Source organism: Streptomyces dangxiongensis, from assembly GCF_003675325.1.
Taxonomy (GTDB): Bacteria; Actinomycetota; Actinomycetes; order Streptomycetales; family Streptomycetaceae; genus Streptomyces; species Streptomyces dangxiongensis.
The window spans coordinates 3,689,258-3,713,339 of sequence record NZ_CP033073.1 but is presented as its reverse complement, the minus strand read 5'-3'; the positions used below and the strand labels follow the sequence as shown (position 1 = coordinate 3,713,339).

Sequence of the window (24,082 nt, the reverse complement as noted above, 5' to 3'; positions counted from 1 at the left end):
TTGCCCCGGAGCTCCCCCTGGCCGGAGGCCCCGCCTGGCCCGAAGCCGCGCCTGGCCGCTGGCCGAAGGCCCCGCCTGGCCGCTGGCCGGAAGCCCCGCCTGGCCCGGAGCTCCCCCCTGGCCGGAAGCCCCGCCTGGCCCGGAGGCCGCGCCCGGGCGGAGGCCGCGCCCGGGCGGAAGCCGCGCCCGGGCGGAGGCCGCGCCCGGGCGGAGGCCGCGCCCGGGCGGAGGCCCGAAGCTCCGGCTGGCCGGAAAACGTCGCCCCTGGTCAGACGCCGCTGCACGCGTTAGCGTCCCCGCATGGCAGGCCCCACCGACCTCGCTTTCGACCCCTGGGACCCGGCGTTCGTCGCGGACCCGTACCCGGCCTACGCGGAGCTGCGGGCGCGCGGCCGGGTGATCCGGTACGAGCCGACCGACCAGTGGCTGGTCCCCCACCACACGGACGTCTCGGCGCTGCTGCGCGACCGCCGCCTCGGCCGCACCTACCGCCACCGTTTCTCGCACGAGGAGTTCGGCCGCAACGCACCGCCACCGGAGCACGAGCCGTTCCACACCCTCAACGACCACGGGATGCTCGACCTGGAGCCGCCGGACCACACCAGGATCAGGCGCCTGGTGTCGAAGGCGTTCACCCCGCGCACGGTGGAGCGGCTGGAGCCGTACGTGCGCCGGCTGGCGGACGACCTGGTCGCCGGTCTCGTCCGGGAGGGCGGCGGCGATCTGCTGACGGACGTGGCGGAACCGCTGCCGGTCGCGGTGATCGCCGAGATGCTGGGCATCCCGGAGGCGGACCGGGGGCGGCTGCGCCCCTGGTCGGCGGCCATCTGCGGGATGTACGAGCTGAACCCGGCGCGGGAGACGGCGCAGCGGGCGGTACGGGCGTCGGCGGAGTTCTCGGACTACTTGCGGGAACTGATCGCGGCCCGCCGGGAGAAGCCGGGGCAGGACCTGGTCTCCGGGCTGATCGCGGCCCACGACGAGGGCGAGCGCCTCACCGAGCAGGAGATGATCTCCACGGTGGTCCTGCTGCTCAACGCCGGCCACGAGGCCACGGTCAACGCCACGGTGAACGGCTGGTGGGCCCTGTTCCGCAACCCCGGCCAGGCGGCGGCCCTGCGCGCCGACCACAGCCTGGTCCCGGCCGCGGTCGAGGAGCTGCTGCGCTACGACACCCCGCTCCAGCTCTTCGAACGCTGGGTCCTGGACGACATCGAGATCGACGGCACCACGATCCCCCGCGGCGCGGAGATCGCCATGCTCTTCGGCTCCGCCAACCACGACCCGGCCGTCTTCACCGACCCCGGCCGCCTGGATCTCACCCGCGAGGACAATCCGCACATCTCCTTCAGCGCCGGCATCCACTACTGCATCGGCGCCCCGCTGGCCCGCATCGAGCTGGCCGCGTCCCTGTCGGCGCTGCTCCGGCAGGCCCCCACGCTGGCCCTGGCGGCGGAACCGGAACGCAGCCCGAACTTCGTGATCCGGGGTCTGCGGGGGCTGAGCGTGGAGATCCGCTGACCCGGCCCGCGTGACACGGCGCGCCGGGGCCGGGGAGGGCCGGCGCGGGGTCAGACGTCGGTTATCGCCGCCGGACCGCCGGCGAGGGCGTGGCGGGGCAGCACCAGCCCCCACGCCCCCTCCTGGACCCGCCAGGTCCGCCGCCGTACCGGCCCCGCCACCGACGTGTCCGCCCGGTAGCGGAAGTCCGCCCCGGTGACCGTCACCGTGCGGCCGGAGGTCAGCAGGGGAGTCGCCGCCGCGCCCACCGACAGCGGGCGGACCTCCACCTCCGCCACGCCGCGGGAGCCCGGGACCACCGACACCGTCTCCACCGGCTGGTCCAGGTCCACGACCGTCTCGCCGTCGACCTCCACCCGCAGCCGCGTGGGCCCCGGGGAGGGCACGGCGGAGAGACGGAGCGGACGCGCTGCCAGGGGGCGGACCAGGGAGCGGAGCCAGGGCGGGCCCACGGAGACGTGCAGCGGCTGGGCGGCGGTCACACGCATCGGCGCCGGCGGAATGCCCAGCGCGCCCAGCACCACCCCGTCACTGTCGTCCACCAGCAGGTCCAGCCGCCGTTCCGCGCCGTCCAGCACGGCCCGCGCCGCCGCCACCGTCCCGCCGGGCACCCCGAGGGACTCGGCGAGCGTGCTGTCGCCCACCGGCACCACCGACAGGGCGCACCCGGCCAGCTCGCGCTGCCGGTGCAGCAGGGCGACGGTCCGCACCAGAGCCCGGCTGTCGCCGATCACCACCGGCCGCCGCGAGCCCCTTCGGCCCAGTGCGCGGGCGAATTCGTCGGGCCCCTCCGGCAGACACACCTTGGCCGCCGCACCCGCGCTGAGCACGTCTTTCGCGATCCGCACGGACTCTCCGTCCGTCTGCCGTGCCGCCGGATCGATGATCACCAGCAGCTGATCGGACGTCGCGAAAGTCGCCACCTCGGTCCTGCCTCGCTTCCTCGGGTAGCATCTTTGTGCAAGAGCCCCTTGCGCTATTGCGCCAGGGGCTTCGTCTATTCCGGGGCATCCGGTCCGACGGTCGGCGACCAACGGCGGTCGCTGTGGCACGCGGCGGTGAACCTTACGCCCACGCCCCCGACCTTGGACATGCCCCGCCCGGAAGGGGTGTACGCGCGTGCCCGCACTTGTGCTGCTCGGTGCTCAGTGGGGTGACGAAGGCAAGGGAAAGGCGACGGACCTGCTCGGTGGCTCCGTCGACTATGTGGTGCGATACCAGGGTGGCAACAACGCCGGCCACACGGTGGTCGTCGGCGACCAGAAGTACGCACTGCACCTCCTTCCTTCCGGAATCCTGTCGCCCGGCTGTACGCCGGTCATCGGCAACGGTGTCGTCGTCGACCCGTCGGTCCTGCTCTCCGAGCTGAGCGGTCTGAACGAGCGTGGCGTTGACACGTCCAAGCTCCTGATCAGCGGTAACGCGCACATCATCACGCCGTACAACGTGACCGTCGACAAGGTGACGGAACGCTTCCTCGGCAAGCGCAAGATCGGTACCACCGGCCGCGGCATCGGCCCGACCTACGCCGACAAGATCAACCGCGTGGGCATCCGGGTCCAGGACCTGTACGACGAGTCGATCCTCACCCAGAAGGTGGAGGCGGCCCTCGACGTCAAGAACCAGATCCTCACCAAGCTCTACAACCGGCGGGCCATCGCCGTCGACCAGGTCGTCGAGGAGCTGCTGACGTACGCGCAGAAGCTCGCGCCGTACGTCGCCGACACCGTCCTGGTGCTGAACCAGGCGCTGGAGGACGACAAGGTCGTCCTGTTCGAGGGCGGCCAGGGCACCCTCCTGGACATCGACCACGGCACGTATCCCTTCGTCACCTCCTCCAACCCGACCGCGGGCGGCGCCTGCACCGGTGCCGGCGTGGGCCCGACGAAGATCAGCCGGGTGATCGGCATCCTCAAGGCCTACACGACCCGCGTCGGCGCCGGCCCGTTCCCCACGGAGCTGTTCGACGCGGACGGTGAGGCGCTGCGCCGCATCGGCGGCGAGCGGGGCGTCACCACCGGCCGTGACCGCCGCTGCGGCTGGTTCGACGCGGTCATCGCCCGCTACGCGACCCGCGTCAACGGCCTGACCGACTTCTTCCTCACCAAGCTGGACGTCCTGACCGGCTGGGAGCAGATCCCGGTCTGCGTGGCGTACGAGATCGACGGCAGGCGCGTCGAGGAGCTGCCGTACTCCCAGACCGACTTCCACCACGCGAAGCCGGTCTACGAGAACCTGCCGGGCTGGTCCGAGGACATCACCGGGGCGAAGTCCTTCTCCGACCTGCCCAAGAACGCCCAGAACTACGTCAAGGCGCTGGAGGAGATGTCCGGCGCCCCGATCTCCGCGATCGGCGTGGGCCCGGGCCGTGACGAGACGATCGAGATCAACTCGTTCCTCTAGCCACCTCACGACAGCGCCCGCCGTTCCGTCCCTCCGGGGCGCGACCGGCGGGCGCTGCCATGTGGTGCACGGTGCACAATCGACATATGGGCGTCCACCGGAACGCACGATGCCGGGGCCCGTACGGCGGTGAGGGCCACCGGGCCGGCGGCACGGACTGCTCCGACCCCGCCGTCTTCGAGATCGCCCGCCACGACAGGCCGCCCCTGCCGGTGTGCCCGGTGCACCTCGGTCCCGCGCTGCTGATGGCGAGCGGGGTGCTGTGGCCCCCGGTGATCCACCTCATCGGCCGCGTACCCGGCCTGCGGCCGTGACGGCCCGCCGGCGCGGTCGGAGCCGCCGCCGTGGGCAGGGGCGCCGCGCCCCGGGTGGCGTGCCTCAACTGAACACGATCATCGAGCCCTGTGCCAGTGAGCGGGTCGCCGCCGCGTGCAGGCCCAGCCAGACGTGGCGTTCGCGGGCGAAGGGGCTGGGGTCGTAGGGGGCGGGGACGGCCGGCTCTCCTCCAGTTCCGTCGGGCCGGCCGGCGGGGTGGGCGGCGCCGGCGGGTTCGCCGGGTCGATGCCGATGACCGGGGCGACGTGCTGGAGTTCGCGCAGGAGGGTCTGGGAGCTGCCCAGCGGCCCGCCGCCCGCGAGGAGTTCGTCATTGGACAGCGGGTGCGGGAAGTCCACGGGGACGTACGCGCCCGCGTGGTCGTAGTGCCAGACCAGGTGCGACTGCTGCGCGGTCGTCTCGAACATCTCCAGCAACTGCTCGTAGTCGCCGCCCAGTTCGTCCCACCGGGGTCACCGGCAGGCCGCAGACCTGGAGCAGGTGGGCGCGGCGCAGGAAGTGCAGGGCGTCGTAGTCGAATCCGGCGACCGGGGCGACGTCGCCGGACAGACCCGGCATGTACTGGTACACCGGCACCGGCGGCAGGCCGGACTCGGCCAACGCCTTGTTGTACTGCGCGAGTTCCTCGGCGAAAGGGTTGTCCGGGGTGTGGCACAAGACGTCCACGAGCGGCACCAGCCACAGGTCACAGGCCAAAAGAGGCTCCTCGCATCGGCAGCGCGGGTCACGCACGACAGCAGGTGGTCAGGGCAGGGTAGTGCGTCCGGCCCCGGGGCGGTTCCCCCGCTGGCCGTACCGGTCACCTACCCGTCGGCCAGGCGTTCCAGCAGTGCCAGCGCGTGGGCGTTCGAGGCGGCCACGATCGCGCGGGCGGCCCCGGCCTCGCGCCGGGCCAGCGCGTCGACCAGATCGGTGTGCCCGGCCCAGAGCCGGCCGCGCAGGTCGGGGAGGCGGAGCAGGTGCTGCACCGCGCAGACCCAGGAGCGCACCCGCAGGCGGTGCAGGAAGTCACCGAGGTAGGGGTTGCCGAACAGGGCGCTCAGCTCACGCCAGAACCGCAGGTCGTAGCCGACGAGGACCGTGAGGTCCCCGGCGGTCGCGGCCCGCTGGGCCTCCTCGCCGCGGCGGCGCACGGTGGCCAGGGCGGCGGCCGTGCGGGGGTCGTCCGGCGGGGTGCGGAAGGCGGGGTGGTCCGCGACGAGGGCCTGGAACATGCCGTCGGTGACCAGGCTGCGGGCCTCGATCATGTTCCGGTGGTCGGTGAGCGAGTACTCCGGCACGCGGAAACCGCGATGCTGGTCAGCCTCCAGGATGCCCTGCGCCGACAGGTCGACCAGCGCCTCGCGGACGGGGGTGGCGGAGACGCCGTACTGGTCGGCGATCTCCTTGACGGTGAACGCCCGGCCCGGGCGCAGCCGCCCCGCCAGCACCTCGTCCCGCAGCGCGTCCGCGATCTGCTGGCGCAGGGTGCTGCGCGTCACGGCGCCGGTACCGGGCATGGTCCGTGCCTCTCCTCACAGGTCCGGGGTGACGTACTCGTACGCATACGCGATCGACGCGCGTACGTATCACTTACGAGCACGTCACCTTACGCGTTCGGACCCGCCCGGCGGCAGCCTCGGTGCCGTCACCCCCCGTTCACGGCGGCACGGCGGCCCGGCGTCACACCGTGTACTCGTCGGCCACGCTCAGCGCGGCGTCGAGCGCGGCCAGGCCCTCCTTCAGCTCGGCCTCGGTCACGTTGCAGGGCGGCACGACATGCGTGCGGTTCATGTTCACGAACGGCCACAGGCCGTGCCGCTTGGCGGCGGCTGCGAACGCGGCCATCGGGGCGTTGGCCTCGCCGGTCGCGTTGTACGGCACCAGCGGCTCGCGGGTCTCCCGGTTCCGCACCAGCTCCAGCGCCCAGAACATGCCGACGCCGCGCACCTCGCCGACGCTCGGGTGCCGGGCCGCCAGCGCGGCGAGGGCGGGGCCGACGACCGTCCCGCCGAGGTGCCGCGCGTTCTCGACCACGCCCTCGCGCGCCATCACGCCGATCGTGGCGACGGCGGCGGCGCAGGCCAGCGGGTGACCGGAGTAGGTGAGGCCGCCGGGGTAGGGGCGCTTGCCGAAGGTCTCGGCGATCCGCTGCGAGATGGCCACACCGCCGAGCGGGACGTAACCCGAGTTCACCCCCTTGGCGAAGGTCATGAGCTCGGGTACGACACCGGCCAGGTCGGCCCCGAACCACTCGCCGGTCCGGCCGAACCCGGACATGACCTCGTCCAGGACGAAGACGATCCCGTACGTGTCGCACAGCTCGCGGACCCCGGCCAGATAGCCGGGCGGCGGGACCATGATCCCGGCGGTGCCGGGGACGCTCTCCAGGACGATCGCGGCGATGGAGGCGGGCCCCTCGAAGCGAATGGTCGTCTCCAGGTGCTCCAGCGCCCGCGCGCACTCCTGCTCCTCGCTCTCGGCGTAGAAGCGGGAGCGGTAGAGGAACGGCGCCCAGAAGTGGACGACACCGGCGCTGCCGCTGTCGGAGGCCCAGCGGCGCGGGTCGCCGGTGAGGTTGACGGCCTGCTGGGTGCCACCGTGGTACGAGCGGTAGGCGGAGAGCACCTTCGGGCGGCCCGTGTGCAGCCGGGCCATGCGCACCGCGTGCTCGACGGCGTCCGCGCCGCCGTTGGTGAAGAAGATCCTGTCCAGGTCGCCGGGGGTCCGCTCGGCGATCAGCCGGGCCGCCTCCGAGCGGGCCTCGACGGCGAACGCGGGCGCGAAGGTCGTCATCCTCGCGGCCTGCTCCTGGATCGCCGCGACGACCTCCGGGTGCTGGTAGCCGATGTTGGTGAAGACGAGTCCGCTGGTGAAGTCCAGGTAGCGCGTGCCGTCGTAGTCCCAGAAGTACGACCCCTCGGCGCCGGCGACGGCGAGCGGGTCGATGAGGTCCTGGGCGGACCAGGAGTGGAAGACGTGCGCGCGGTCCGCGGCCTTCACTGCGGCGCCGGCGTCGGGGCGGGGCTGAGGGGTCATGCGGCCGAGGGTAAATGTCCGCGATGCGGAAGGGGTATCGGCGTCCTGTTCCGTGGACAAGGGCAATTCGCGACAGGTTGTCGACAGGCCGGGCCGGTGGCGGGGCCGCGGACGGCCCGGACGGCCCGGACGGCCCGGACGGCCCGGACGGCCCGGACGGCCCGGACGAGCCTGTTACGCAACCGTAGACAGCGGCCCGCGCCCGCCGCCGCACCCTCCGCACTATTCTCGGGCTGTTGCGACCTATGGGGGGAAGGGCGGCGCGGGGATGGAGAAGCTGGGACCGGGGGACCCCCAGGGGATCGGGTCCTACCGGCTGCTGGCGCGGCTCGGCGCGGGCGGCATGGGGCACGTGTATCTGGCCCGGTCGGAGCGGGGACGCACCGTCGCCGTGAAACTCGTCCGTGCCGAACTGGCCGAGCAGGAGGAGTTCCGGGCACGGTTCCGCCAGGAGGTGCGGGCTGCGCGGCGGGTAGGCGGGTACTGGACCGCGCCCGTGCTGGACGCGGACACCGAGGCGCCCGTGCCGTGGGTGGCGACCGGGTACGTGGCCGGGCCGAGCCTCCAGCAGGTCGTCGGGCACGACCACGGGGCGCTGCCCGAGCGGTCGGTGCGCATCCTGGCGGCGGGGCTCGCGCACGCGCTGAAGGACATCCACGCGGCGGGGATCGTGCACCGGGACCTGAAGCCGTCGAACGTGCTCGTGACCATCGACGGACCGCGCGTGATCGACTTCGGCATCGCGCGGGCCCTGGAGACGGCCACCGCCGCCGGGGAGGGGCTGACCCGGACCGGGTCGCTCGTCGGGTCGCCCGGGTTCATGGCGCCCGAGCAGGTGCGCGGGGACCGGATCACGCCGGCGTGCGACGTGTTCTGCCTCGGGTCCGTGCTGGCCTACGCGGCGACCGGGGCGCTGCCCTTCGGGAGCGCCGACAGCGGGGTGCACGCGCTGATGTTCCGGATCGCCCAGGAGGAGCCGGACCTGACAGGCGTGCCGGAGGGGATCGCCGACCTGGTCCGGGACTGCCTGCGCAAGGACCCGGGGGCCCGGCCCTCGCTGGACGCGATCCTGGAGCGGACCGGGGCTCACGACACGGTGGCCGACGGACGGTCCCGGGACCCCTGGCTGCCCGGTTCGCTGGTCGCGCAGCTAGGACGGCACGCCGTGCGGCTGCTGGAGGTGGAGAGCCCGGAAGGCGGCCCGGGACCCTCGTCGTCCGACGCGGGTGCGGGTGGCGTGGGCACGGGTCCGGGAACGGCGGCGGACGGTTTCCCCCTGGCGCCGCCCCCGCGGGCAGCGGGGGCACCCGACGGGCGTGCCGACGGTGGCCGGGCGCCCTCCGTGGGTGCCGGTGCGTCGCCCGAGCACGCCGCCGTGTCCGACGGCGTGCCGGTACCGCCCGGTGGACCGGTGCCCGGCGGGGGTGCCGGACATCTGCCCACCGCCGTCTCCGCCCCGAAGCCACCGCCCGGCACGCCGCCGGCGCCGCCCGGCTTCGGGCCCGTACCCGGCGCGTACGGGCCCGCGCACCCCCCGCAGCAGCACCGCCGGCAGGAGCACCCCCAGCAGTACCCGCCGCAGTATCCGCAGCAGCGCTCCCAGCAGCCCCCGCAGCGGCACCCCGGGCCCGCCGCCTACGGGTACCCGCACCAGTCCGGCGCCGGGGCCTGGGGCGGGGCGCCCCAGCCGTACAACCCGTACGCCGACGGGCTCGGCCACACCCCGCCGTACGGGCCGACGGCCGTCGGGGTGCCGGGGGAGACGGAGCGGCGCAGCGGGCGGTCCACCGCGCTGCTCGTCGTGGTCGCCCTGGTCGTCGCGCTGGGCGCGGGCGGCACGGTGTACGCGCTGATGAAGAACGGCAGCGGTACCGACGGCAAGGGGGGCACGGCCGGCCCCGTCCCCACCGTCACGTCCGCGCCCCCGGCCACCTCAGGGGCCCCCACGCCGGCCACCTCGGCGCCCTCGGCGTCCACCTCCACGGCGGGGGCGGTCCCGGACGCCTACCTGGGCTCCTGGCGGACGACCATCGGCAACGCCGACGGCTCCCACACCCGCGAACTCACCATCCGGCAGGGCGCGGTGGGCGACGCCGTGCTGTCGCTGGTCGCGGACGGACCCACCGACGGCGGCGGGACGTACCACTGCGTCTTCGAGGGCACGCTCGCCGCGGAGCCCGGTGCCGGCGGGCCGCTGGAGATCGGGCCCTCCACCGTCACCAGCGGTGCGCCCGCCTCCTCCTGCTCGCCCGGCGAGGCCACCGAGGTCACCCTGCTGCCGGACGGACGCCTGGAGCGGTCCAAGGCGAACGGCGGGGAAAGCCTGACGTACGGCAAGGAGTGACCGGGGCGGGCTCCGCGGCCGGGGCGGTGAGAGGGCGTGATGCCCGGCGCGGTGCGCCTCGGGAGCGGGGTGCCTAGCGCGGCTCGGGTGGGCGCTGTCTGGGCATGTTGGGCCGGCTGCCGTTCGCCGGCGGCAGGGGGAAACGGCCGCCGGGACCCCCGGTCTCCTGCCGCGGCACCGACGTCACCGCCGTCTGGATCCCCAGCGGTACCGAACCCGTGCGGAACTCCACCATCCAGTCGGTCGTCTCCGTGCGCACCAGCTCGGTGACGTCCTCGGAGAACCGCCGCAGCACCGACAGGCACCGCTCGGCCGCCTCGCTCGCCGTCCCCTCCGCCGGTCCCAGCACCTCCCGCACGGACTCCGACGCCCAGTCGAACTGGAGCGACTGGAGCCGCCGCTGCACCGCCTGCGCGGTCGCCACGTCCCTCATCCAGCCCGACGTGACCCCGAAGAACCGGTCGACCCCGGCGCAGGAGGCCGCGAGCAGCAGGGCCAGACAGCCCCAGGGGGCGATCCCGCCGGCCACCCCGGTGAGGTCGAGCAGGGGCAGCGCCGCCCCCACCACGGCCCCGGCCGCCGTGCCCGTCCGCAGCACCCGCGCCCCGCGCCGCTTGCGGACCCGGTCCCGCAGGTACCACGCGGCCGTCTCCAGCGCCCGGCCCTCCACCCACCGGTACAGCTCGTCCAGCCGTTCGGCGGGTTCCGCCCAGTCCCCGAGCGGGAAGGCCCGCCCGGTCAGGTCGCCCGGCCGCAGCCCGGCCGCGCCCTCGCCCCGCCCGTCCTGAGGCGGACCCTCGGGCTGCATCTCCGGCTGACCCACCCGGCACTCCCAACTGATCACGACCGGTCACATAGCGTGACATGCCCTGCCGACGCGCGGCCACCTTCCTATCGTCCGACGGGTGGCGGGGAGGGGGCTTCCCCGGCTTTTCCGCCCGGAAGTGCGTCTTGATCAGGTAGAGGACTCCCGTAGTTCTCACTCGAAAGAGTGGCGGGGCGATGGTCGCGTGGACCACGTAGGCTCAGTCACGACGGAGAAAGAAGACGTCGAGAAGGACGTCGGAGAAGACGGCGAGGAGCTGATCGTGATCCCCGGTGGCCAGCCCAACATGCAGCAGTTGCTCCAGCAGGCCCAGAAGATGCAGCAGGACCTCCAGCAGGCGCAGGAGGAACTCGCGAACACGGAGGTCGACGGGCAGGCCGGTGGCGGTCTGGTGCGGGCCACCGTGACCGGTTCCGGGGAGCTGCGCGCGCTGCGGATCGACCCGAAGGCGGTGGACCCGGAGGACACCGAGACCCTCGCCGACCTGGTCGTGGCGGCCGTACAGGCGGCCAACGAGAACGCGCAGTCGCTCCAGCAGCAGAAGCTCGGCCCGCTGGCGCAGGGGCTGGGCGGCGGCAGCGGCATCCCGGGCCTGCCGTTCTGACCCCGCCGCCTTCCGCGCGAAGGCGGGTGCCGACTACCGTACGTACCGAAAGGTCTCCAGGAAAGGCAGTCCGTTGTACGAAGGCGTGGTCCAGGACCTCATCGACGAACTGGGGCGGCTGCCCGGCGTCGGTCCCAAGAGCGCGCAGCGGATCGCCTTCCACATCCTCCAGGCGGAGCCGGCCGACGTGAAGCGGCTCGCGCAGACGCTCCTGGAAGTGAAGGCGAAGGTCCGCTTCTGCGCGACGTGCGGCAACGTGGCGCAGGAGGAGCTGTGCAACATCTGCCGTGACGCGCGTCGCGACCTCTCCGTCATCTGTGTGGTGGAGGAGCCGAAGGACGTCGTCGCGATCGAGCGCACCCGCGAGTTCCGGGGCCGCTACCACGTGCTCGGGGGCGCGATCAGCCCGATCGAGGGTGTCGGTCCCGATGACCTGCGTATACGAGAACTTCTCGCGCGGTTGGCCGACGGGACGGTCACGGAACTGATCCTTGCCACGGACCCCAATCTGGAGGGCGAGGCCACGGCGACGTACCTTGCCCGCATGATCAAGCCCATGGGCCTGAAGGTCACCGGCCTGGCCAGCGGCCTCCCGGTGGGTGGCGACCTGGAATACGCGGACGAGGTGACCCTCGGCCGCGCCTTCGAGGGGAGACGACTCCTAGATGTCTGACGCCACACTGCACGCCTCGGCGCAGAACCCGGACGACTTCGTGGTCCAGATCGCGGACCAGGTCGAGAGCTTCCTGGTGGCCGTCACGGAGGTGGCGAAGGGCGACGAACCCGGCTCGACGGTGCCCTTCCTCCTCCTTGAGGTCTCCCAGCTCCTGCTGGCCGGCGGCCGGCTGGGCGCCCACGAGGACATCGTCCCCGACGACCGCTACGAGCCCGACCCGGGGCCCGAACCGGACGTGGACGGCATCCGCGAGAACTTCGCCCGCCTCCTGGACCCCGTCGACGTCTACTCCGAGGTCTTCGACCCGTACGAGCCCCGCAAGGCGCCGGTGCCCGGCCGGATCTCCGACGACCTCGCGGACATCATCACCGACCTGCGGCACGGGATGGTCCACTACCGCGCGGGGCGCACCACCGAGGCGCTGTGGTGGTGGCAGTTCTCGTACTTCTCCAACTGGGGACCGATGGCCTCCGCGGTGCTGCGCGCCCTCCAGTCCGTCCTGATCCACGTCCGCCTGAACCAGCCCCTGGAGGAGCTGGACGGCCTCGACACCGACCAGGCGAACCTCGGCGACGAGACGCTGGAGTTCGAGGCGGGCCGGGTGATGGCCCAGGAGATCGGCGATCCGCTGGGCATGCGTCCGACGACGTAGCCGTCCGGCGCGGCTGTGAGCCCGGGCACGTTCCGAGTGCCGGGCGGCACGCCGGGCAGGTGCGGTGGCGGGCGTCCGGCGTCTCACCATGCGGGAGAACGGTGGTGGGATACGGACGCTCGGTAAACTGAGCCGACACAAACGAACCGAGCGAGGAGCGCACGTGGGCCTTGTCGTGCAGAAGTACGGAGGCTCCTCCGTAGCCGATGCCGAGGGCATCAAGCGCGTCGCCAAGCGGATCGTGGAAGCGAAGAAGAACGGCAACCAGGTTGTCGTCGTCGTTTCCGCGATGGGCGACACGACGGACGAGCTGATCGATCTCGCCGAGCAGGTGTCTCCGATGCCTGCCGGCCGGGAGTTCGACATGCTGCTGACCGCCGGAGAGCGGATCTCCATGGCCCTGCTGGCGATGGCGATCAAAAACCTGGGCCACGAGGCGCAGTCCTTCACCGGCAGCCAGGCGGGTGTCATCACCGACTCGGTCCACAACAAGGCCCGGATCATCGACGTCACCCCGGGCCGGATCCGCACCGCGCTGGACGAGGGCAACATCGCGATCGTCGCCGGTTTCCAGGGCGTGAGCCAGGACAAGAAGGACATCACCACGCTGGGCCGCGGTGGGTCCGACACGACGGCCGTGGCGCTCGCCGCCGCGCTCGACGCCGAGGTCTGCGAGATCTACACCGACGTCGACGGCGTGTTCACCGCCGACCCGCGCGTCGTGAAGAAGGCGAAGAAGATCGACTGGATCTCCTTCGAGGACATGCTGGAGCTGGCGGCCTCCGGCTCCAAGGTGCTGCTCCACCGCTGTGTGGAGTACGCCCGCCGCTACAACATCCCGATCCACGTCCGGTCCAGCTTCAGCGGACTCCAGGGCACGTGGGTCAGCAGTGAGCCGATTGGGGACAAGCAGGTGGAGCAGGCCATCATCTCCGGTGTCGCGCACGACACCTCCGAGGCCAAGATCACGGTCGTCGGTGTGCCGGACAAGCCGGGTGAGGCCGCCGCCATCTTCCGGACCATCGCCGACGCCGCCATCAACCTCGACATGGTCGTGCAGAACGTGTCCGCCGCCTCCACGGGCCTGACGGACATCTCCTTCACGCTGCCGAAGACAGAGGGCCGCAAGGCCATCGACGCGCTGGAGCGCAACCGCTCCGGCATCGGTTTCGACTCGCTGCGCTACGACGACCAGATCGGCAAGATCTCCCTGGTCGGCGCCGGCATGAAGACCAACCCGGGTGTCACCGCCTCCTTCTTCGAGGCGCTGAGCAACGCCGGTGTGAACATCGAGCTGATCTCGACCTCCGAGATCCGCATCTCGGTCGTCACCCGCGCCGACGACGTGGCGGAGGCCGTCCGCGCCGTGCACACCGCCTTCGGGCTCGACTCCGACACCGACGAGGCCGTCGTCTACGGAGGCACCGGCCGCTGATGGCGCTGACCGGCAAGCCGACGCTCGCGGTCGTGGGAGCGACCGGGGCCGTCGGCACGGTCATGCTCCAGATCCTGTCCCAGCGGGCGGACATCTGGGGTGAGATCCGACTGATCGCCTCCCCGCGCTCGGCCGGCCGCAAGCTGGCCGTGCGCGGAACGGAGACCGAGGTGACGGCCCTGTCGGAGGACGCCTTCGACGGGGTCGGCGTCGCGCTGTTCGACGTCCCCGACGAGGTCGCCGCCGTGTGGGCACCGGTCGCCGCCGCGCGTGGTGCGGTCGTCGTCGACAACTCCGGCGCCTTCCGCATGGACCCGGACGTGCCCCTGGCCGTACCCGAGGTCAACCCGCACACCGTGCGGTCCCGTCCGCGCGGGATCGTCGCCGGCCCCGGTTGTACGACCCTGACGATGATCGTCGCCCTGGGCGCGCTGCACGCCGAGTTCGGGCTGCGCGAGCTGGTGGTGTCGTCGTACCAGGCGGTGAGCGGGGCCGGGCGGGCCGGGGTGGAGACGCTGCGGGCCCAGCTTTCCCTGGTGGCCGGCACCGAACTGGGCACCAAGCCGGGGGACGTACGGCGGGCCGTCGGGGACGGCACCGGGCCGTTCCCGGAGCCGGTCGCGCTCAACGTCGTCCCGTGGGCCGGATCGCTGCGGGAGGACGGCTGGTCGTCGGAGGAGATGGAGATCCGCGACGAGTCCCGCAAGATCCTCGGACTGCCGCGGCTGCCGGTCGCCGTGACCTGTGTGCGAGTGCCGGTGGTCACCACGCACTCGCTGACCGTCCACGCCCGCTTCCAGCGCGAGGTCGGCGTCGACGGTGCCCGCGAGATCCTCGCCACCGCGCCCGGTGTCGTGCTCTGCGACGACCCGGAGGCCGGCGAGTTCCCCACGCCCGCCGACGTGGTGGGCACGGATCCGACCTGGGTGGGCCGGGTCCGGCGGGCCCTGGACGACCCGACCGCGCTCGAACTCTTCGTGTGCGGCGACAACCTGCGCAAGGGCTCCGCGCTCAACGCGGTGCAGATCGCGGAGCTGATCGCGGCGGAGCCGCCCGGCCGCGGTTAGCCCCGCTGCGTAGGATCTGTGTGCGAAGTGTGGCCGGGTACATGGTCTTGACCACCTGAACCGGTCTCTCCTCGCGACAGAGGATTTGCCTCCCCGCTCCCCGCAACCGTACGGAGGGCGGGGAGCGTCTTTGCGGTCACCCTTGCGGGACCTGGGGGCGTGATGATCCTGGCGTGGGGACGCCGTGGTCGGGGCGTGGGGACGCCCGTTCATATGGGACATAAGGGAAGAGCGGGTCGCATGACGGCACTTGAGGCACCGTCGGTTGTCGCACATGTGACGCCCGGCACGTACAACCTCCGAGGGGGGGAGCGTGTCCAACTGGCGTGGCAGAGGTACTCGAACTCAGTGTGGCCCGCACCGGCACGGCCCTGCGGCCGCCCCGTGCGGCGCTCAGGCCCCGCACGCCCGGCGGCATGCCGGTGATCGCGCCCATGCCCGCAGCGCGGCCGGCCCGCATACCCAGTCAGCGTGACGGCGCCGAGGAGACCGGGACCGCCCCGGCGACCGTGGCCGCCGGCACGACCGTCGATCACCTCACCGAGACCTACCGGGCGCACTACCGCTCCCTGCTCGGCCTCGCCGCTCTCCTCCTCGACGACACCGCCTCCTGCGAGGACGTCGTCCAGGAGGCCTTCATCCGCGTCCACTCCGCCCGCAAACGCGTCCGCGACCCCGAGAAGACCCTGGCCTACCTGCGCCAGACGGTCGTCAACCTCTCCCGGTCCACACTGCGCCGGCGCATCCTCGGCCTGAAGCTGCTCTCCAAGCCGATGCCCGACATGGCGAGCGCGGAGGAGGGCGCCTTCGACCAACTGGAGCGCCGTGACCTCATCAAGGCGATGAAGGGGCTCCAGCGCCGCCAGCGCGAGGTGCTCGTGCTGCGCTACTTCGCGGACATGACCGAGGTCCAGGTCGCCGAGACCCTCGGCATATCCCTGGGCTCGGTCAAGGCCTATGGCTCGCGGGGCGTCGCCGCGCTGCGGGTGGCCATGGAGGCATCGGCATGACCGACCACGCCGAAGGGGGCGAACCGCATGACGGTCACTCCCACGAACGTCACTCCCATGAACGTCACGAGCCCTACGCCTGGCACGAGCCGACACAACGGCACGGGCAACAGCACACGCCATCGCACGCTGGGAACGGAACTGTGAACCACGGCCCCGAAGACAAGGGCCCCGAGGGGTCCGGCCCCCGTCCCGACGGGCCCGCCGACGGACCCGACGGACCCGAAGGACCGGACGCGCCGGGCTCCGACGAACTGGCCCTGCGCCGGCTGCTGCACTCGGCGGTCGACGACATCGAACCGAGCACCGGCACCCTGGACCACCTGCGCCGGGCCGTGCCCGCGCGGCGCGCCCGCAAGCGGCAGGCCGTGGTCGGCGTGGCCGCGGCGGCCCTGTTCATCGGCACCGCGATCCCCGCCCTCGTCCACGTCTCGTACGCCGGCGGCTCCGATCCCAACACCGCCATGGCCGGCCAGTCCTCGCAGGCGCAGGGCGGCACCGGCCGGAGCAAGGACAAGGGCGGCGACAAGGGCGGCAGGAAGGAAGCCGGCGGCGCGACGGCCGAGCCCGGCAAGGCGCCCGGCAAGCACGGCGAGAAGACCAAGGGCCCACGCACCGGCGGCGGTTCCACCGGCGGCGTCAACCCCCCGGCCACCGCCACCCCGGGCGTTGCCCTGTGTACGGCGGCCCAACTGGGCTCCGCCACCGGCACCGCCGACGCGCCCGACACGACGGGGGTCGTCTACGGCGTCTTCCGCGTCACCAACGTCTCCGGCACCGCCTGCACGCTCGGCGGTCCGGGCACCGTCACGTCCCTGGCGCAGGGCGCCGCCGACCCGGCCAAGACCACCTCCGCCCGGCATGTGGCCGGGGACGCGGCGGCCGCCCTGCCCGACCCGTCCCTGGAGGTCTCCGGGCTGATCCTCCAGCCCGGCGCGGCGTACGAGGAGAAGTTCGCCTTCGTGCCCTCGGAGACCTGCCCCACCACCGGCGGCGACAGCGGCACCGGCGGCACCGACACGGGCGAGCCCACGCCGGATCCGACGCCGACCCAGGACGCGGGCGCCGCCGGCGGGACGACCGACCCCGGCACCTCGGTGGGCACCACCCCCCAGCTCGTCACCGAGGACGGCACGGCCGAGGGCAGCATCCTGGTGACCCACACGGCGGCACCGGGTTCCCCGACGGCCACGGCGACGGTGTCCGGGGCGTGCGCAGGGACGGTCTACTACACCGGGGTGCTGGCCGGGGCGTGACGCGCGGCGGGCGGAACGGCCGGCCACGACGGCACCCCGAGCACGGGCGGCGGGCGTTCCCGCCCCTGCCCGGCACCCGTCCCGGCGTCGGTCAGCCGCTCCGGCCCGGCACCTGCTGCTGCCGGGCACCCGTCCCGGTGTCCGTCAGCCGCTGGTCACCGGTGCCGGGTGTTCCTCGGTCACCAGGCCCAGCTCGGCGTCCCGCTGGGCCTCCACCTCGCGCCGCAGCAACCGGAACCACATGAACACCACGAACCCCGCGAAGACGAACCACTCCCCGGTGTAACCGAGGTTCTGGAACGCCTTCAGGTCCAGCCCCGTACCGTCCGGCGCGCTCGCGGGCACCGCCTTCATCCCCGCGTCACCGCGGTCCAGCGTGACCCACGCGTCGTACAGCCGGTACGGCACCAGGTTCACCAGAGCCGCAGAGCTGATCATCCCGGTCTGCCCCGCCGGCAGCCCGCCCTGCGCGCCGACCCCGTTGCTCCCGGGCGTCTCGGACGCCTGCAACGCCCCGGTGACGGTCACCTCGCCCCGGGGCGGCGCTGGCGCCTTCGCGGGGTCCGCCGTACCCGGCAGCCACCCCCGCACCACGGGCAGCGCCTTGCCGGAGCCGGTCCGCAGCAGGGTGAGGACATAGAAACCGCTCCTGCCGTCCAGCTCCCGCCCCGGCACCAGCAACTGCTTGCCGTACCGCCCGCTCGCGCCGACCCGCCGTCCCGCCGTGCTCTTGTCGACGGGCAGCATCGCGGCCAGCGGACGCGCGGCCTCATGTCGGCCGGACGCGACCTGCTCGGTCACCGCACGGTGGTCCTGGACCCGGTCCTCGAACCGGCCCAGCTGCCACGACCCCATGAAGACGCAGAACGGGATGGCGAGCAGCACGAAGACGTTGATGCCCCACCAGCGGGGTGTCAGCAGAAACCGGTACACGCCCTCCACGGTACGGCGCCCGCCCCGGTGCCTCGGCCGCGGGTCGCCTCATGTCCGCGTCCGGGCGCTCCGGCCCCCGGGGCGGTCGCGGAGGCGCCGGGACGTCCACGGCCGGAAGTTGTCCACAGGCTGGGTGCACCCGGCGCCCACATGTCGTCGCGACCAGGCAGTATGGGCGCATGACTGGGGCGATGAGTGAGAGCAGGACGCCGGACACGACGGACATGCCGGACTGGGAGAAGCGGTTCCGGGCACCGCGCGTGTCGCTGCCCGACTGGGCGGAGGACGCGCCGGACCGCTCCCTGTTCGTGTCGAACGCGACGGGGACGTACGAGCTGTACGCGTGGGACCGCGCGACGGGCGGGCAGCGGCAGGCGACGGACCGGCCGAACGGCACGACGGACGGCGTCCTCTCCCCGGACGGCACGTGGATCTGGTGGTTCGACGACAAGGACGGCGACGAGTTCGGGATCTGGCGCCGCCAGCCCTTCACGGGCGGCCCCGACGAACCGGCCGTGCCCGGTCTCGACCCTTCCTACCCGGCCGGCCTGGCCCTGTCCCGGGACGGCCGCACGGCGGTCGTCGGCCGCTCCACGGACGAGGACGGCACGACGGTCCACCTGGCCCGTGAGGGCGGGGAACCGGTCGAGATCTACCGGCACCGCGAGTCGGCGGGCGTCGGCGACCTCTCCCGCGACGGCTCCCTCATCGCCGTCGAGCACACCGAGCACGGCGACGCCATGCACGCGGCGCTGCGCGTCCTGCGCCCGGACGGCACGACGGTCGCCGAGCTGGACGACACCCGGGGCGGCACCGAGGAACTGGGCCTGGAGGTCCTGGGCTTCGCCCCGGTCGACGGCGACACCCGGCTGCTCGTCGGGCACCAGCGCCGGGGCCGCTGGGAGCCGCTCGTCTGGGACGTGGCGACGGGCGAGGAGACGGACCTGGCCCTGGACCTGCCCGGCGACGTCAGCGCCGAGTGGTACCCGGACGGCTCGGCCCTGCTCGTCGCGCACGGCTTCGAGGCCCGCAGCGAGCTGTTCCGGTACGACCTGGCGTCCCGCGGGCTGACCCGCATCCCCACCCCGCCCGGCACGGTCTCCGGCGCGACGGCCCGCCCCGACGGCAGCGTGGAGTACCTGTGGTCCTCGGCCGCCGAGCCGCCGGTGGTGCGGTCCACGGCCGGCGGGGTCGTGCTGGACCCGCCGGGCATGGCGTGCCCGCCGTCGGTGACCGTGGAGGACGCGTGGGTGGAGGGCCCGGGCGGCCGCATCCACGCCCTGATCCAGAAGCCGGCCGGCGCCACGGGCCCGCTGCCCACGGTCTTCGACCTGCACGGCGGCCCGACCTGGCACGACAGCGACTCCTTCGCGGCGGGCCCGGCCGCCTGGGTCGACCACGGCTACGCGGTCGTCCGGGTCAACTACCGCGGCTCCACCGGCTACGGCCGCGCGTGGACCGACGCCCTCAAGCACCGGGTCGGCCTGATCGAGCTGGAGGACGTGGCGGCGGTGCGCGAGTGGGCGGTCTCCTCCGGCCTCGCCGACCCGGCCCGCCTCGTCCTCACCGGCGCCTCCTGGGGCGGCTATCTCACCCTGCTCGGCCTCGGCACCCAGCCCGACGCCTGGGCGGTGGGCATCGCGGTGGTGCCGGTCGCGGACTACGTCACCGCGTACCACGACGAGATGGAGGCCCTGAAGGCGATGGACCGCACCCTGCTGGGCGGCACCCCGGAGGAGGTCCCGGACCGCTTCGAGGCGTCCTCCCCGCTGACCTACGTCGACCAGGTCAAGGCCCCGGTCTACATCTCGGCGGGCGTCAACGACCCACGCTGCCCGATCCGCCAGATCGACAACTACGTCAAGCGACTGGAGACGCGCGGCGCGGCCCACGAGGTGTACCGGTACGACGCGGGGCACGGCTCCCTGGTGGTGGAGGAGCGGATCAAGCAGGTGCGGCTGGAACTGGACTTCGCGCAGCGGCACCTGACGCCGTAACGCACCTTCCGCCCACCCGACTGCCCGCCGCTCGGCCGGGTGGGCGGCCGGGCCGGGTGCGGGAGCGAAGGCCGGGGACGAGGGATTGGGGCCGAAGGCCGGGCGGACGAAGGCCGGTGCCCGGGCCGACGTCCGGGTCGGACGAAGGCCGGGGAGCCGGGGCCGGGGCCGGGGTCGGGGCCGAGGACAGGAACGGGGCCGGGGAGCCGGGGACGGGTGAGCGCAGGCCGCGCCGCCCGGCCCGCCGGCGGGGGCTCACCGTAGTTCCGCGAGTCCCCGGCGGGTGGCGGCGACCACCACCCGGTCCCCCTTCTCCAGCACATGCCCGGACGGCGTGCCGGCCCGCCCCAGCAGCGCCAGCACCCGCCAGGACCCGGCCCGGAACGCCTCCCGCACAGTCCGCCCCTCCAACTGGGGATGCCCGTCCACGTCGACGGCGGCGAACAGCAGCACCCTGCGCTCCACGGCGACGGCCCCGAGCACCTGCCGTCCGAGCATCGCCCCCGCGAACGCGGGTGCGGCCAGGTGGGTGACGCTCCGGCTCCGGGTCAGCGCCTGCGGGTAGGCGGCCCGCAGGGTGCGGTACACCGCGGTGGCGAAGTCGTCGTCGTACAGCCGCAGGACGACGCGCAGGTCGGGCCGTACGGTCCGCGCGTACAGCGCCGCCTCCAGGTTGGTGGTGTCCGCGCTGGTCACCGCGAGCAGCGCCTGCGCCCGGTGGATCTTGGCGGCTTCCAGGACGCCTTCCTGGGTGACGTCGCCGAGCACCACCGGCACCCGCAGCCGGCGCGCGGTGGCGAGCCCCCGTGCCTCCGGGTCGGCCTCGACGCACACCACGGGGACGTTCAGTTCCCGCAGCCGGGTCAGCACCCGGGTGCCGATCTTGCCGAGCCCCAGCAGCACCACGTGCCCGCCGAGACCCCGGGGCGGCTTGCGCAGGGTGGAGGCCGTGCGGAAGGTGCCGAACGCCTCCAGCGCGGCGGCCAGCAGCAGCGGTAGGAGCAGCAACCCGACGAAGGCGGAGAGGAGTTGGAGGAGCTGCCGGCCCAGGGGTGCGCGCAGGGCCGGCTCGTCGATGGCGAAGAGGTCGAGGAGGGTGACGTAGAAAGCCCGCAGCGGATGGATGCCGGTCACCAGCCACAGGGCGACGGCGAGCGCCACGACGCATCCCACCAGACCGGCCAGGGACCAGCGCAGCCGGCGGGAGAACAGCGAGGCGAGCGGCGGTACGCCGGTCACGCCGCGGGCGGGCGTGGCGGGGTCCGTGCCGCCCGTGACGGACACCTGTTCCAGCACCACCGCCTGCCGGCCGGCGGCCTGCCGGACCTCCTCGTCGTCGGGCAGCAGCCGGGGCTGCTGCTCGCCGCCGCCGTCCGGTCCGTCGGTACCGGCCCGGTCCCCGCCCGACAGCAGGGCCAGGGTGCACAGCCCGGAGTCGGCGTCCGGTCCCTCCGCGGACAACGGCCGTTCCACGGCCCGCAGCAGCAGACCCTCGGCCTGGACGACCTTGCTGGTGCCGGCGACGGCGGTGGCGGCCAGCGCGGGCGCGGCGGTGTCGGCGTCGGACAGCACGGTGGTGGAGGCCTCCAGGCCGCCGTTCCTGCCGCCCGCGCCCGCCAGCCTCCCGTCCGCGTCGCCGGTGGCGGCCAACGCGGCTGCCTGGTCCAGGAGTTCCTCGACGTGCTGGCCCAACCGCCGGTTGTAGAGCCGCAGGACGAGCCGCAGCCGCGGGTTGAGCCGGCGGGCGGTCAGCGCGGCACGGATGTTGGTCTCGTCGTCGTCGTACACGAGGGCCAGGGCGGTGGCGCGGGCCACCCCGGCCTCCGCGAGCACCGCCTCCGTCAGTTCGAAGGCCTCCAGCACGCCCTCGGCGTCCGGGCGGTGTCCGGCGGCGGGGCCGGCGGGCTGCCCCGCCCCGCCGGTCCGGCCCACGGAGCCCACCGCGGCACTGACCATGCGGTCGAACAGGGCCGCCGAAGCGGCTCGGGCCCGTCCGACCACCGGGGGCCGGACGGTGCGTTCGTTCGGCGGCACCACGAGGGTGACCTGCTCGCCGTAGACCCCGCGCAACTCGGCGGCCAGCCGGTGCGCGAGCCCGTCGTCACCGCACACCACCATGTGTGCCGCCGGGAGACCCGGCCCCCCTTGATACGGAACGCTCGCCACAAGGGGAAAGACTGCCCCAAGGAGTTGAGTGGTTCCAGCAATGCCCTGAACACCCGTGCGGGGATGCGCGTACCGAGGGGGAGGCAGAGCAGCAGCCGGAGGGAACACCCGTGGCCATCACCGAAGACGCCCCGCCCGGCGCGGACGTCGACCGTCCCGGGCCGCCGCCGGACCACGAGGGCCGGCGGCTCAGCTCCCCGCTGCTGCTGACGCTGATCCTGCTGGGGGCCGTCCTCGCCCAGTCCCCGATCCGCGGCCTGCTCGGCACCCCGCTGATGCAGAGCTGGATGACGGTGTTCGTGGCCGTGACCGTCCAGGCGCTGCCGTTCCTGGTCCTCGGCGTGCTGCTGTCGGCGGCGATCGCGGTGTTCGTCCCGGCGTCCTTCTTCGCGCGCGCCCTGCCCCGCCGTCCCGCCCTGGCGATCCCCGTGGCGGGGCTCGCGGGCGCGGTCCTGCCGGGCTGCGAGTGCGCGTCGGTGCCGGTGGCGGGTGCCCTGGTCCGCCGGGGCGTGACCCCCGCCGCCGCGCTCGCCTTCCTCCTCTCCGCGCCCGCGATCAACCCGGTCGTGCTGACCGCCACGGCCATCGCCTTCCCCGGGCACCCGGAGATGGTCGTCGCCCGGTTCGCGGCGAGCCTGCTGGTGGCCTGCGCGATGGGCTGGCTCTGGCAGCGGCTCGGCCGCACGGACTGGCTGCGCCCGCCGGCCCACGGCACGCACGAGGGCGCCACCCGGGGCGAGGCGTTCTGGGGTGCGGTCCGGCACGACGTCATGCACGCCGGCGGGTTCCTGGTGCTCGGCGCGACGGCCGCGGCCACGCTGAAGGCGGCCGTGCCGGCGACCTGGCTGCGCGAGGCCGCGGGCAACCCCCTGGTCTCGGTGCTCGCTCTGGCCGTCCTGGCCGTCCTGCTGTCCATCTGCTCGGAGGCGGACGCGTTCGTCGCGGCGTCGCTCACCCAGTTCTCGCCGACGGCCAAGCTGGTGTTCCTGGTGGTGGGCCCGATGATCGACCTCAAGCTGTTCGCGATGCAGGCCGGCACCTTCGGCCGTACGTTCGCCCTGCGCTTCGCCCCCGCCACCTTCGCGCTGGCCGTCATCGGCGCCGTACTGACCGGGGCGGTGCTGCTGTGAACCGCCAGGCCCAGGCGGCCGTCCTGTTCCTGCTCGGCGCGGCCCTGCTGCACGCGGGCGTCACCGACCTGTATCTGCGCTACGTCAAGGCGGGCCTGCGCCCGCTGCTGCTGGCCTCGGGCGCGGTGCTGATCGCGGTGGCGCTGGCGACGGCCTGGTACGAGCGCCGCCGCCACCGGCGGACCCGGGCCGACGCGCACCCCGAGCCCCGCGTCGCCTGGCTGCTGCTGCTCCCGCTCCTCGCCCTGATCCTCATCGCCCCGCCGGCCCTCGGCTCCTACAGCGCCCTGCGCTCCGGCACGGCCCTGCAGAAGTCGTACGCCTACGGCCCGCTGCCCGCCGGCGATCCGGTCCCGCTGTCCTTGGTGGACTACGCCTCCCGCGCGGCCTACGGTCACGGCCGCTCGCTGCACGGCCGCGCGGTCCGCGTCACCGGCTTCCTCGCGCTGGACAGCGCGGGCCGGCCCTACCTGGTCCGCATGGCCCTGAACTGCTGCGCGGCGGACGCCCAGCCGGTGAAGATCGCCCTCACCGGGGCCCTGCCGCCGGTCCTGCGGCCGGACGCCTGGCTGGAGGTGACGGGCACGTACACCCCCCGCCTGATCCACGACCCGGTCAACGGCGGCCCGGTCCCGTACCTGCGCGTCACCGCGGCACGGCCGGTCCCGGCCCCGCACGACCCGTACGACGAGACCTGGAACACCTGAA

20 protein-coding genes and 1 pseudogene are annotated in these 24,082 nt (G+C 73.6%); 14 read left to right on the top strand and 7 right to left on the bottom strand.

Annotated features, from left to right (window positions below):
• Positions 1-300: 300 nt before the first annotated feature.
• Positions 301-1,521, top strand: coding sequence for a cytochrome P450 (locus D9753_RS16530; protein WP_121787708.1), 1,221 nt, complete (start codon positions 301-303; stop codon positions 1,519-1,521).
• A 50-nt stretch (positions 1,522-1,571) separates the two neighbouring features.
• Here the strand turns inward: D9753_RS16530 and D9753_RS16525 are convergent, their stop codons facing one another.
• A complete protein-coding gene (locus tag D9753_RS16525; protein WP_121787707.1) occupies positions 1,572-2,444 on the bottom strand; it encodes a diacylglycerol kinase family protein in 873 nt (290 codons plus the stop codon).
• A gap of 196 nt (positions 2,445-2,640) precedes the next feature.
• Here D9753_RS16525 and D9753_RS16520 point away from each other — a divergent pair, with 196 nt between their 5' ends.
• Positions 2,641-3,924 carry an adenylosuccinate synthase gene (locus D9753_RS16520; protein WP_121787706.1) on the top strand — a complete coding sequence of 428 codons (1,284 nt, stop codon included), beginning with the start codon at positions 2,641-2,643 and terminating at the stop codon, positions 3,922-3,924.
• Between the two features lie 86 nt (positions 3,925-4,010).
• On the top strand, positions 4,011-4,238 hold the full coding sequence (locus tag D9753_RS16515) for a hypothetical protein (protein WP_121787705.1): 228 nt from the start codon (positions 4,011-4,013) through the stop codon (positions 4,236-4,238).
• Between the two features lie 64 nt (positions 4,239-4,302).
• Here D9753_RS16515 and D9753_RS16510 read toward each other — a convergent pair.
• The 3 genes and pseudogenes from D9753_RS16510 to D9753_RS16500 form a co-directional block, all read right to left on the bottom strand.
• Positions 4,303-4,956, bottom strand: a pseudogene (locus tag D9753_RS16510) (hypothetical protein).
• Positions 4,957-5,063: 107 nt separating this feature from the next.
• Entirely contained in the window at positions 5,064-5,759 is a 696-nt protein-coding gene (locus D9753_RS16505; RefSeq protein ID WP_121787704.1) for a GntR family transcriptional regulator, read from the bottom strand.
• A 163-nt stretch (positions 5,760-5,922) separates the two neighbouring features.
• Positions 5,923-7,278, bottom strand: a complete 1,356-nt coding sequence (locus D9753_RS16500; protein WP_121787703.1) for an aspartate aminotransferase family protein — start codon at positions 7,276-7,278, stop codon at positions 5,923-5,925.
• A gap of 268 nt (positions 7,279-7,546) precedes the next feature.
• Here D9753_RS16500 and D9753_RS16490 point away from each other — a divergent pair, with 268 nt between their 5' ends.
• Positions 7,547-9,622, top strand: coding sequence for a serine/threonine-protein kinase (locus D9753_RS16490; RefSeq protein WP_121787702.1), 2,076 nt, complete (start codon positions 7,547-7,549; stop codon positions 9,620-9,622).
• Positions 9,623-9,695: 73 nt separating this feature from the next.
• On the opposite strand, the gene D9753_RS16485 is transcribed toward D9753_RS16490, so the two are convergent.
• The gene (locus D9753_RS16485; RefSeq protein ID WP_121787701.1) at positions 9,696-10,445 is read right to left on the bottom strand and encodes an SLATT domain-containing protein; all 750 of its coding nucleotides are present in this window, start codon (positions 10,443-10,445) and stop codon (positions 9,696-9,698) included.
• 265 nt (positions 10,446-10,710) lie between these two features.
• Here D9753_RS16485 and D9753_RS16480 point away from each other — a divergent pair, with 265 nt between their 5' ends.
• The 7 genes from D9753_RS16480 to D9753_RS16450 all read left to right on the top strand — a co-directional run bounded on the left by D9753_RS16480 (position 10,711) and on the right by D9753_RS16450 (position 17,148).
• Positions 10,711-11,052 (top strand): YbaB/EbfC family nucleoid-associated protein, encoded by a 342-nt coding sequence (locus D9753_RS16480; protein ID WP_121791102.1) that lies wholly within the window; start codon positions 10,711-10,713, stop codon positions 11,050-11,052.
• 73 nt (positions 11,053-11,125) lie between these two features.
• Positions 11,126-11,725, top strand: coding sequence for a recombination mediator RecR (gene recR, locus D9753_RS16475; RefSeq protein WP_121787700.1), 600 nt, complete (start codon positions 11,126-11,128; stop codon positions 11,723-11,725).
• Positions 11,718-12,380 (top strand): DUF5063 domain-containing protein, encoded by a 663-nt coding sequence (locus tag D9753_RS16470; RefSeq protein ID WP_121787699.1) that lies wholly within the window; start codon positions 11,718-11,720, stop codon positions 12,378-12,380. The genes recR and D9753_RS16470 overlap by 8 nt, the downstream gene beginning before the upstream one ends.
• A gap of 163 nt (positions 12,381-12,543) precedes the next feature.
• Positions 12,544-13,815: an aspartate kinase gene (locus D9753_RS16465; protein ID WP_121787698.1), complete on the top strand. Its 1,272-nt coding sequence runs from the start codon at positions 12,544-12,546 to the stop codon at positions 13,813-13,815.
• Positions 13,815-14,882 carry an aspartate-semialdehyde dehydrogenase gene (locus tag D9753_RS16460; RefSeq protein ID WP_121787697.1) on the top strand — a complete coding sequence of 356 codons (1,068 nt, stop codon included), beginning with the start codon at positions 13,815-13,817 and terminating at the stop codon, positions 14,880-14,882. Before D9753_RS16465 ends, D9753_RS16460 begins: the two co-directional genes overlap by 1 nt.
• A 326-nt stretch (positions 14,883-15,208) precedes the next feature.
• On the top strand, positions 15,209-15,892 hold the full coding sequence (locus D9753_RS16455) for a SigE family RNA polymerase sigma factor (RefSeq protein WP_121787696.1): 684 nt from the start codon (positions 15,209-15,211) through the stop codon (positions 15,890-15,892).
• Between the two features lie 143 nt (positions 15,893-16,035).
• Positions 16,036-17,148: a hypothetical protein gene (locus D9753_RS16450; RefSeq protein ID WP_121787695.1), complete on the top strand. Its 1,113-nt coding sequence runs from the start codon at positions 16,036-16,038 to the stop codon at positions 17,146-17,148.
• 144 nt (positions 17,149-17,292) lie between these two features.
• Here the strand turns inward: D9753_RS16450 and D9753_RS16445 are convergent, their stop codons facing one another.
• A complete protein-coding gene (locus tag D9753_RS16445) occupies positions 17,293-18,081 on the bottom strand; it encodes an SURF1 family protein (protein ID WP_205614172.1) in 789 nt (262 codons plus the stop codon).
• Positions 18,082-18,272: 191 nt separating this feature from the next.
• Between D9753_RS16445 and D9753_RS16440 the strand changes: the two genes are divergently transcribed.
• The gene (locus D9753_RS16440) at positions 18,273-20,078 is read left to right on the top strand and encodes a S9 family peptidase (RefSeq protein WP_121787693.1); all 1,806 of its coding nucleotides are present in this window, start codon (positions 18,273-18,275) and stop codon (positions 20,076-20,078) included.
• A gap of 255 nt (positions 20,079-20,333) precedes the next feature.
• On the opposite strand, the gene D9753_RS16435 is transcribed toward D9753_RS16440, so the two are convergent.
• Positions 20,334-22,196: an NAD-binding protein gene (locus D9753_RS16435; protein ID WP_121787692.1), complete on the bottom strand. Its 1,863-nt coding sequence runs from the start codon at positions 22,194-22,196 to the stop codon at positions 20,334-20,336.
• 158 nt (positions 22,197-22,354) lie between these two features.
• Between D9753_RS16435 and D9753_RS16430 the strand changes: the two genes are divergently transcribed.
• Both D9753_RS16430 and D9753_RS16425 read left to right on the top strand, forming a co-directional pair.
• On the top strand, positions 22,355-23,374 hold the full coding sequence (locus tag D9753_RS16430) for a permease (protein ID WP_121787691.1): 1,020 nt from the start codon (positions 22,355-22,357) through the stop codon (positions 23,372-23,374).
• On the top strand, positions 23,371-24,081 hold the full coding sequence (locus D9753_RS16425; RefSeq protein ID WP_121787690.1) for a TIGR03943 family putative permease subunit: 711 nt from the start codon (positions 23,371-23,373) through the stop codon (positions 24,079-24,081). The genes D9753_RS16430 and D9753_RS16425 overlap by 4 nt, the downstream gene beginning before the upstream one ends.
• Position 24,082: the final 1 nt, after the last annotated feature.